At 63.3% G+C, this 10719-nt stretch carries 7 protein-coding genes; 6 read left to right on the plus strand and 1 reads right to left on the minus strand.

All coding sequences use genetic code 11. The features are described from left to right. Positions 1 to 218: 218 nt before the first annotated feature. Positions 219 to 1256, plus strand: coding sequence for an ABC transporter substrate-binding protein (locus tag TZ03_RS16395; protein WP_051099091.1), 1038 nt, complete (start codon positions 219 to 221; stop codon positions 1254 to 1256). Between the two features lie 37 nt (positions 1257 to 1293). After that, positions 1294 to 2199 (plus strand): TauD/TfdA dioxygenase family protein, encoded by a 906-nt coding sequence (locus tag TZ03_RS16400; protein ID WP_051099093.1) that lies wholly within the window; start codon positions 1294 to 1296, stop codon positions 2197 to 2199. A gap of 129 nt (positions 2200 to 2328) precedes the next feature. On the opposite strand, the gene TZ03_RS16405 is transcribed toward TZ03_RS16400, so the two are convergent. Then, positions 2329 to 3243: a LysR family transcriptional regulator gene (locus TZ03_RS16405; RefSeq protein WP_051099095.1), complete on the minus strand. Its 915-nt coding sequence runs from the start codon at positions 3241 to 3243 to the stop codon at positions 2329 to 2331. A 192-nt stretch (positions 3244 to 3435) separates the two neighbouring features. Here TZ03_RS16405 and TZ03_RS16410 point away from each other — a divergent pair, with 192 nt between their 5' ends. From TZ03_RS16410 to gabT, 4 genes are all read left to right on the plus strand, one after another. Beyond that, positions 3436 to 5772 carry a TonB-dependent receptor gene (locus TZ03_RS16410; protein ID WP_051099097.1) on the plus strand — a complete coding sequence of 779 codons (2337 nt, stop codon included), beginning with the start codon at positions 3436 to 3438 and terminating at the stop codon, positions 5770 to 5772. Between the two features lie 17 nt (positions 5773 to 5789). Further along, positions 5790 to 7466, plus strand: coding sequence for an aryl-sulfate sulfotransferase (locus TZ03_RS16415; protein ID WP_051099103.1), 1677 nt, complete (start codon positions 5790 to 5792; stop codon positions 7464 to 7466). A gap of 339 nt (positions 7467 to 7805) precedes the next feature. Then, positions 7806 to 9248 carry an NADP-dependent succinate-semialdehyde dehydrogenase gene (gene gabD / locus TZ03_RS16420; RefSeq protein ID WP_024087986.1) on the plus strand — a complete coding sequence of 481 codons (1443 nt, stop codon included), beginning with the start codon at positions 7806 to 7808 and terminating at the stop codon, positions 9246 to 9248. A 183-nt stretch (positions 9249 to 9431) separates the two neighbouring features. Beyond that, complete coding sequence (gene gabT, locus TZ03_RS16425) at positions 9432 to 10709, plus strand: 4-aminobutyrate--2-oxoglutarate transaminase (protein WP_051099105.1); 1278 nt, start codon at positions 9432 to 9434, stop codon at positions 10707 to 10709. Positions 10710 to 10719: the final 10 nt, after the last annotated feature.

Genomic DNA, 10719 nt, shown 5'->3' on the forward strand with positions numbered 1-10719 from the left:
CATGCGCCCCATGCATCCGGAAGCCCCTATCCGTTGCGTTTTCCTCATATTTTCCATGCGTTTTCCGCAAGCCCGCCGCAGGCCCGCATAGCGCCTGATTTATGCCTTCCAGTTACTAAAAAATGAAGTTTTGATCTTTGTAGGTTCTAACCAGACCTGCCTAGCTTCTGAGCAAAGCGCCGGCCATCGCCGGTGGCAGCCTGCCAAGGAGCCTTGCCATGAAAACCCCATTGCGCCACCTGATCACCGCTCTTGGGCTGGCCTTCACCCTCAGCGCCCATGCCGCCGAGCCAGCCAAGCCAGCGAGCATCCGCATCGCCGTGCCCGACCTCAGCGCGGGCAGCAAGCCCAGCGCCGGCGGCGTGGTCGATGTGCTGCGTGACCAGCAGTTGCTGGAGAAGGAATTCGCCAAGGATGGCATCCGCATCGACTGGCACTTCTTCAAGGGTGCCGGGCCGGTGGTGAACGAGGCGTTGGCCAACGGCCAGGCCGACTTCGCCTACCTGGGCGACCTGGCCGCGATCGTCGGCAAGGCCAATGGCCTGGATACCCGCGTGCTGTCGGCGGGCGTGCGCGGGGTCAAGAGCTACCTGGGCGTGGTGCCTGGCTCTGGCATCAAGACCTTGCACGACCTCAAGGGCAAGCGCGTGGCAGTGTTCCGCGGCACCGCCAACCAGTTGTCGTTTGCCAGCGCCCTGGCCAGCCAAGGGCTTACCGAGCGCGAACTGAAGGTGATCAACCTGGACTTCAACGCCGCCAACGCCGCGCTGGCCGCCAAACAGATCGATGCCACCTGGGGTTTGTCGAGCCTGCTGTCGCTGCGTGAGCGCGGGCTGGTCGAGCTGCCGGTCAATTCTCGTGACCTCGAAGGCGCCGGCAGCACCCAGGCGGTGTTACTGGGCACCGGCGACTTCATCCGCAAGTACCCCGAGCTGGTCCAGCGGCTGGTCAACGCCCAGGAGCGGGCCAGTACCTGGCTACGCGATGAACACAACCGCGAGGCTTATGTCGACCTGGTGGCCAGCAATGCCAACTGGCCGCGCAGCATCCTGCGCGATGACCTGGCCAAGGAAGACCTCGCCCACTACTTCGACCCACGGCTGGACGCCGAATTCGTCGGCCAACTGCAGCAGGGTGTCGACCTGGCTGCCAAAGAGCGCCTGATCCGCCGTGGCTTCCAGGTAGCCGACTGGATCGAACCGCGTTTCCTCGATGCTGCCCTGCAACAGGAACAGGCCGTGCAGGCCACCCGCTGAACCTTCAAACCCGACAATGACTGCAAGGACCATGACCATGAGCAATGCCGCCCTGGCCACCGCGCCACAAGCCCTCGAACTCGACATTCACTCGGTTGCCGGCCGTATCGGCGCCGAGATCCGCGGGGTGAAACTGTCTGCCGACCTGGACGCCGCTACCCTCGAGGCCATCCAGGCCGCACTGGTGAAGCACAAGGTGATCTTCTTCCGTGGCCAGACCCACCTCGATGACCAGAGCCAGGAGGCCTTCGCCAAGCTGCTCGGCGAGCCGATCGCCCACCCCACCGTGCCGGTGGTCGATGGCACCAGCTACCTGTTGCAGCTCGATGGTGCCGAAGGCCAGCGGGCCAACTCCTGGCACACCGACGTGACCTTCGTCGACGCCTACCCCAAGGCCTCGATCCTGCGCAGCGTGGTGGCGCCGGCAGCTGGTGGCGATACCGTTTGGGCCAACACCGCTGCAGCGTACCAGGAGCTGCCCGAGCCGCTGCGTGAGCTGGCCGACAAGTTGTGGGCGGTGCACAGCAATGAATACGACTACGCCAGCATCAAGCCCGACGTCGACCCGGCCAAGCTAGAGCATTATCGCAAGGTGTTCACCTCCACCGTGTACGAGACCGAGCACCCGGTGGTGCGTGTGCACCCGATCAGTGGCGAGCGGGTGTTGCAACTGGGGCATTTCGTGAAGCGCATCAAAGGCTATTCGCTGGCCGATTCGCAGCACCTGTTCGCGGTGCTGCAAGGGCATGTGACGCGCCTGGAGAACACTGTGCGCTGGCGCTGGCAGGCGGGGGACGTGGCGATCTGGGATAACCGCGCGACGCAGCATTATGCGGTGGATGACTATGGCACCCAGCCGCGGGTGGTGCGCCGGGTGACTTTGGCCGGTGAGGTGCCAGTGGGTGTCGATGGGCAGTTGAGCCGGACTACCCGCAAAGGTTGAGAACCCGGGGCCGCTTTGCGGCCCTTTCGCCGGCAAGCCAGCTCCCACAGGTACTGCACATGTCTTGAGGCCCATGCGGTCGAGGTGGGAGCTGGCTTGCCGGCGATTCGGGGGCAAAGCCCCCGCCAGCTACACCTCGGTATCACAGGCAATCAGTTGCCTGACCAACCCCTGAGCCAACGGCGATAGCCCATAGCCCACCCGGCTCACCACCCCATAGCGGGTGTAGAACGACTCTTCTTGCTCCGGCGAAAGGCCTGCCAGCTGTAACGCCACCAGCCCCCCGTCACGCTGATACGGCCGCAAGTTGGCATTGCAGGCAATGCCGATGGTGTCCGAATGCATCACCACATTCAGCAGCGCATAGCCATGCTCGCACTCCACCGACGGCAGAAAATCCTGGCGCCCACTGAGGTCACTGAGAATCTTGCGGATGTTCGGCGGGCGGAAGGTGGTGGCCAGTGGGTAGTCGAACAGGTCCCGCGCCTGCACGGTTTCCCGTTGGGTCAGCGGGTGCCCGGCGCGGCAGCAGAAATGCCAGCGCTGCGGCGCCAGCTTGTGCACGTGGTAATCCGGGTCGGACTCGAACTGGCGGGTATCGGCAACGAAGAACTCGATCTCTTCGGCAACCAGCTTGCGGTTCAGCGCTTGCCAGTTATCCACCTGAAAACAGGTGCGCGCCGCCGGGTACTCGGCCACGAAACGGGCCACCGCCCGCGGCACCAGGCCGCCGGCTGGCGCAGGGCCGGAGCCGAAGCGCACCACCCCGGTGGTGGCACCGTTGAACTGATGGATCTCGTTGACCAGGTTGTGCGCCCCATGCACCAGCCGCCGCGAATGCTCCAGCACCAGCAAGCCCTGGCGGGTCGGCGCGAGCTCTTTGCTGGCGCGGTCCACCAGGCGGCAGCCGATGTTGTGCTCCAGGGTCTGGATGCTACGGCTGAACGCCGATTGCGACAGGTTTACCGCGGCCGCCGCGGCGACGAAGCTGCGATGCTCGACAAGGGCAATGTAGTGGCGCAACTGACGCAGATCGATATGCATTTTCTACATTGAAACCTTCGGTCAAATGCAATTGCTGACAAGGATGAGTCCCCTTATAAAGGGAGTCACTTATTCCACAAAATATGAATTACAAATATTTATATCTCTTAAAAGAATATAAGCCCGACTGACCGCGATTCGGTTCCGCCAACGGAAATGCTCGCCAGGGCCCATGCCTCAAGGAGCATTTGCATGTCCGGAGTTTCCCGTTGGCCTGCGCGCGCGTCGCGTTTCACCTTGCAACCCTTGGCCGCTGGCGTGCTGCTGGCGGCGTCCTCTGCCAGCTTCGCCGAAGAACCCGTCAGCGCCACCGCGGCGGTGGAGCAGGAGGCCAAGCTCGGCACTGTCACAGTCAATGCCCGCCGCCGCGAAGAAACCGCGCAAAGCGTGCCCACGCCGATCAGCGTGCTGAGCAGCGAAACCCTGGAAACCCAGCGCATCTACCGTGTGCAGGATTTGCAGCAACTGGTGCCCAGCACCAACGTCGCCTACGTACATGCCCGCCAGTCGAGCATCTCGATCCGTGGCCTGGGCAACAACCCCGCCAGCGACGGCCTGGAGGGCAGCGTCGGTATCTATCTGGACAACGTCTACCTCGGCCGCCCCGGCATGGCGGTGTTCGACCTGCTGGACGTGGAGCAACTGGAAGTGCTGCGCGGCCCGCAAGGCACGCTGTTCGGCAAGAACACCACCGCCGGGGTACTGAACATCACCACGCGCAAGCCCACCTTTCATCGTGAGGGCAGCATCCAGCAGTCGATTGGCGAAGACGGCTACCTGCAGACCCAGGGCAGCTTTTCGGGGCCGATAAGCGAGACCCTGGCCGGACGCATCAGCGCCTACCGCACCGAAGACGACGGCTACGTGAAGAACATTCACAACGGCGACGATCTCAACGGCGGCAAGCGCCAGGGCTTTCGCACCCAGCTGCTGTTCCAGCCCAGCGACACCTTCAACCTGCGCTGGATCGGCGAATACAACGAAGAAGACTCCAACAACGGCATCCTCAGCCTGTACAGCACCGGCCCCACCATCAATGGCGTCAACCGCTACGAGAGCCTGGCCGCCCAGGCAGGCGCGACACTGGTGTCGGGCAAGCACCGCAAGGTCAATTTCGATGCCGACCAGCAGGTGACGGTATTCCAGGGCGGCACCTCGGTGGAGGCCAACTGGACCCTGCCCAACGACTTCACCCTGACCTCGATCACCGCCTACCGCTGGTGGGACTTTACCCCACGCAACGACGACGGCCTCAACGTGCCAGTGTTCTACAGCGCCGGTGTATCGGTGCGCGACAAGCAGTATTCGCAGGAAATCCGCCTGGCCTCACCCACCGGTGGCGTCTTCGACTACGTGCTGGGTGCCTACTACTTCAAACAGGACCTGGACAACAAGTCCTTCACCTATTACGGCCCGCAGGCTGATGTCTGGAACCTCACCCCGGCCGGTGCGCTGAACAACGTCAACACCATCGGTGACGGGCATATCGATACCGACAGCTATGCGCTGTTCGCCCAGGGTACCTGGCACGTTACCGAGCGCCTGGACTTCACCGTCGGCATCCGTGGCACTTATGAAGAGAAGAGCGCCTGGGTGACCCGCGATGCGCCCACCGGCGGCACGGCAGTGACCGGCGCTGCTGCCACCGCGCGGCAGGCGCGGGTAGGGGCCTACGATTCCGGCGACCTCAACCAGTACAGCTTCAGCCCCTCCGGCCTGCTGGGCCTGAGCTACCGCTTCAACGAGCAGCTGCTGGGCTACGCCACCCTGACCCATGGCGAGAAATCTGGCGGTATCAACCTTACCGTTGGCGCCGCGCCACGGCTGGGCACCGACTCGCTGCTGGTCGGCACCGAGCGGGTCAACAACGCCGAAGTGGGCTTGAAAAGCACGCTGTTCGACGACCGCCTGCAGCTCAACGCCAACCTGTTCTGGGCCGAGGTGCATGGCTACCAGGCCAACGTCTACGACCAGATCAACCGCGTGCAGTACCTGGCCAACGCCGGCCGCGTGCGCTCGCGCGGCCTGGAGTTCGAAGCCACGGCATTGCCGCTGCGCGGCCTCACGGTCAACTTCAACGGCTCGTGGAACGATGTGCGCTACACCGAGTACGACGACGCCCCATGCCCGCCAGAGATGAGCCTGGCCAATGCCACCGCCACCTGCGACCTGTCCGGCCACCAGGTGGTCGGCGCCTCCAAGTACATCGCCAACCTCAACACCCAGTACAAGTGGCAGGCCGGCGAGCATGTCGAGCCATATGTCACCGCCAGCTACGCCTTCCGCTCCAAGGCGGTGGGCACCATCGACGATTCCGATTTCGGCCAGATCCCCAGCTATGCGCTGGTCAACCTTTCCGCCGGTGTGCGCCTGGACCAGGGCGATGGCGTGGTCGACCTGTCGCTGTGGGTGAAAAACGCCGGCGACAAAACCTACTTCACCAGCCTGTGGAACTCCGCCAACGGTGGCTATGCCGGCGTGCTCGGCACCCCGCGCACCTTCGGCGCCACCGCCCGTTACGACTTCTGAGCACAAGGAGCTATGCCATGAATGCCAAGACTGAAACCCCCGCCTTGCCTGAAGGCGCCTGCCTGACCGCCAAGGTGCCCGCGCACGACGAAGCGCTGCTCGGCGACGTGGTGGTCAACCCATACCGCCTGGCGCCGCTGACCGCGATCATCCGCGACGGCGGGCGCAGCCTGAGTGCCGCGCATGTGCGCGTGCTGGGGCGTGGCGAGCGCGGCGTGGACATCACCTACGAGGTGTCCGACCGTTCACTGTGGACCTACGGCGGCATCCCCGTATTCGGGCTATACCCGGACCACGTCAACCAGGTGGAAGTGACCTACAAGCTCGATGGCGAGCGCATCCGCGAGCAGTACCAGATCTACGCCCCGGCCGTGCGCCTGCCGGTGGTGGCGAAGCAGACCGCAGCCTTGCCGGAAGTGGAGCCGGTCAAGGTGGCGCCAGGCTTTGAAAAGCGCCTGTACCTGTTCAATCACCTGCTGGGCGACATTCCGGGCGGGCGCGCCTTCAAGTGGAACGCCCTGGGCGGCGCGGCGGAATGGGACCAGGTGGGCAACAACTGGATCGCCGACAGCAATGGCGACGTGCGCTGGTACCTGGATATCGAGCAGATCCATGACTCCAACCGGCGTGATGGCCTGGGCGGCACCATGGGCTTCCAGCAGACCCGCGACGGCAAGCTGATCTGGGGCCAGGGCCAGACCTATTCCAAGTACGACCTGCTGGGCCGACGCATCTGGCAGCGCAGCCTGCCCGACAAGTTCGCCGATTTTTCCCACGAAATCCGCGAGACCGCCAACGGCACCTATCTACTGCGGGTTGGCACCAGCGACTACCGCCGGCCCGACGGCAAGCGGGTGCGTTCGATCCGCGACCACATCATCGAGGTCAACGAGGCTGGCGATGTCCTGGACTTCTGGGACCTCAACCAGATCCTCGACCCGTACCGTGGCGACCTGCTGGAAACCCTGGGCAAGGCGGCGATCCAGTTGCCGGATGGGGTACAGAAGCAGGACGAGCGGTTGACCAACGAGCTGGCTGAAGGTGACTTGCCCTTTGGTGACACGCCGGGTGTGGGTACCGGGCGCAACTGGGCGCACGTCAATGCCATCGACTACGACGCCGATGACGACAGCATCATCGTTTCAGCACGGCACCAGGGCGTGGTGAAGATCGGCCGTGACAAGCAGGTGAAATGGATTCTCGCCTCGCCACAAGGCTGGCCGCAGCATCTGCGCGAGAAGGTGCTGACACCGGTCGAAAGTGAAGGCTTCGACTGGTCATGGACCCAGCACACCGCCTGGCTGACTGGCAAAGGTACGCTGACCGTGTTCGACAACGGCTGGGGACGCGACTTTGCCCCGACCAAGCTCAGCGGCAACTACAGCCGGGCGGTGGAGTACCGCATCGACGAGGCCAAGGGCACGGTCGAGCAGGTGTGGGAGTACGGCAAGGAGCGCGGCGACGAGTGGTACAGCCCGGTGACCTCGGTGGTGGCCTACCGGCCGGAGACCGATACCCAGTTCATCTACTCGGCTTCGGTGAATTTCCTGACCCCGCAGAAACTCACCACCACGGTGCTCAACGAAGTTCGGCGCGGGACCCAGGAGGTGCTGGTGGAGCTGAAGGTGCACAGCCGGCAACCGGGTTCGGTGGGTTATCGGGCGCTGGTGATCGACTTGGCCAAGGCTTTTTGATTCATCCCTTCCGGGAGGGCCGTCGGTCCTCCCATCACATTTCCTTCAGCTCGTTCGTCTAACCTGTAATGGCCTCTTCGCGGGCAAGCCCGCTCCTACAAGAGCCCCGCCGAATTCCAGGCTGGCGGGGCTCTTGTAGGAGCGGGCTTGCCCGCGAAGAGGCCAGTTGCCACAGCACAGAATTGTGAATTTTCCGCCAGGCTGTTCAACCATTCGTTCTTTTTTTCGAACAGCCTATTGTCCAACACCCCAGCAGCCGCTTAGCATTCGTTTGAGATTTCAAACGCTCGATGCCCTGCCTTGGGCGCTTTTCAACAATCAACAATTCGGGAAGCCGACATGCAGCTCAAAGACGCTCAGTTGTTCCGCCAGCAAGCCTACATCAATGGTGAGTGGCTGGATGCGGACAATGGCCAGACCATCAAGGTGACCAACCCGGCCACCGGTGAAGTCATCGGTACCGTGCCGAAGATGGGCACCGCGGAAACCCGCCGCGCCATCGAAGCCGCCGACAAGGCCCTGCCGGCCTGGCGTGCACTGACCGCCAAAGAGCGTTCGGCCAAGCTGCGTCGCTGGTTCGAACTGATGATCGAGAACCAGGACGACCTGGCTCGCCTGATGACCACCGAACAAGGCAAGCCACTGGCCGAAGCCAAGGGCGAAATCGCCTATGCTGCCTCGTTCATCGAGTGGTTCGCCGAAGAAGCCAAGCGCGTCTACGGTGACACCATCCCTGGCCATCAGCCAGACAAGCGCCTGATCGTCATCAAGCAGCCAATCGGCGTTACCGCGGCCATCACCCCGTGGAACTTCCCGGCCGCCATGATCACCCGTAAAGCTGGCCCGGCCCTGGCCGCTGGCTGCACCATGGTGCTCAAGCCTGCTTCGCAGACCCCGTACTCCGCCCTGGCCCTGGTCGAGCTGGCCCACCGCGCCGGCATCCCGGCTGGCGTGCTGAGCGTGGTTACCGGCAGCGCTGGCGAAGTCGGCGGCGAGCTGACCGGCAACTCCCTGGTACGCAAGCTGTCCTTCACCGGCTCGACCGAAATCGGTCGCCAGCTGATGGAAGAATGCGCCAAGGACATCAAGAAGGTTTCCCTGGAGCTGGGTGGCAACGCCCCGTTCATCGTGTTCGACGACGCCGACCTGGACAAGGCGGTCGAGGGCGCGATCATCTCCAAGTACCGCAACAACGGCCAGACATGCGTCTGCGCCAACCGTATCTACGTACAGGACGGCGTCTACGACGCGTTTGCCGAGAAGCTGGCCGCCGCAGTTGCCAAGCTGAAGATCGGTAACGGCCTGGAAGACGGCACCACCACCGGTCCGCTGATCGATGGCAAGGCTGTCGCCAAGGTCCAGGAACACATCGAAGATGCCGTTGGCAAAGGCGCCAAGGTGCTGGCCGGTGGCAAGATCATCGAAGGCAACTTCTTCGAGCCGACCATCCTGGTCGACGTGCCGAAGACCGCAGCCGTCGCCAAGGAAGAGACCTTCGGCCCCCTGGCGCCGCTGTTCCGCTTCAAGGACGAAGCCGAAGTCATCGCCATGTCCAACGACACCGAGTTCGGCCTGGCCTCGTACTTCTACGCCCGCGACATGAGCCGTGTGTTCCGTGTTGCCGAAGCCCTGGAATACGGCATGGTGGGTATCAACACCGGCCTGATCTCCAACGAAGTGGCACCTTTCGGCGGCATCAAGGCTTCGGGCCTGGGCCGTGAAGGTTCCAAGTACGGTATCGAGGACTACCTCGAAATCAAATACCTGTGCATCAGCGTCTGATCGCACGGTAACGGCTTTACCTCTGCCAGCGGGGCGCGAGAGCGACGTCTCGCTGGCCTTTTTGACATCGCAGTACCTGGTGGTCAGGGCGTTCACGGCAGTCGATCAACGAATACTGTTCGCGGGCACACCCAGCCACCCCCGAATAAAAGCGCCACTCCAAACCGGCGCAATGAGGGCATTATGAGCAAGACCAACGAATCCTTGATGCAACGTCGTGTAGCTGCCGTCCCACGTGGCGTTGGCCAGATCCACCCGATCTTCGTCGACACCGCGAAGAACTCGACCGTGATCGACGTTGAAGGCCGCGAACTGATCGACTTCGCCGGCGGCATCGCAGTACTGAACACCGGCCACCTGCACCCGAAAGTGGTTGCTGCCGTGCAAGATCAGCTGACCAAGGTCAGCCACACCTGCTTCCAGGTGCTGGCCTACGAACCCTACGTAGAGCTGTGCGAAAAGATCAACAAGCTGGTACCAGGCGACTTCGACAAGAAGACCCTGCTGGTCACCACCGGCTCCGAAGCCGTTGAAAACGCCGTCAAGATCGCCCGTGCCGCCACTGGCCGTGCTGGCGTCATCGCCTTCACCGGCGGCTACCACGGCCGTACCATGATGACCCTGGGCCTGACCGGCAAGGTCGTGCCGTACTCCGCTGGCATGGGCCTGATGCCAGGCGGCATCTTCCGCGCCCTGTTCCCGAGCGAACTGCACGGTATCAGCGTTGACGACGCCATCGCCTCGGTCGAGCGCATCTTCAAGAACGACGCCGAGCCGCGCGATATCGCCGCGATCATCCTCGAGCCGGTACAAGGCGAAGGCGGCTTCCTGCCAGCGCCGAAAGAGCTGATGCAGCGCCTGCGCGCCCTGTGCGACCAGCACGGCATCCTGCTGATCGCCGACGAAGTGCAGACTGGCGCTGGCCGTACCGGCACCTTCTTCGCCATGGAGCAGATGGGCGTTGCGCCTGACCTGACCACCTTCGCCAAGTCCATCGCTGGCGGCTTCCCGCTGGCCGGTGTGTGCGGCAAGGCCGAGTACATGGACGCCATCGCCCCGGGCGGCCTGGGCGGTACCTACGCCGGCTCGCCGATCGCTTGCGCCGCGGCCCTGGCCGTGATCGAAGTGTTCGAAGAAGAAAAACTGCTGGACCGCAGCAAGGCTGTGGGTGAGCGCCTGACCACTGGCCTGCGCGAAATCCAGAAGAAGTACCCGATCATCGGCGACGTCCGTGGTCTGGGCTCGATGATTGCCGTCGAAGTGTTCGAGAAAGGCACTCACACCCCGAACGCTGCTGCTGTTGGCCAGGTTGTGGCCAAGGCACGTGAGAAGGGTCTGATCCTGCTGTCTTGCGGCACCTACGGCAACGTCCTGCGTATCCTGGTTCCGCTGACCGCCGAAGACGCACTGCTGGACAAAGGCCTGGCCATCATCGAAGAGTGCTTCGCCGAACTGGCGTGATCGCTGATTC

The sequence above is a fragment of the Pseudomonas sp. 10-1B genome (genome assembly GCF_000935045.1).
In the GTDB taxonomy this organism is placed as follows: Bacteria; Pseudomonadota; Gammaproteobacteria; order Pseudomonadales; family Pseudomonadaceae; genus Aquipseudomonas.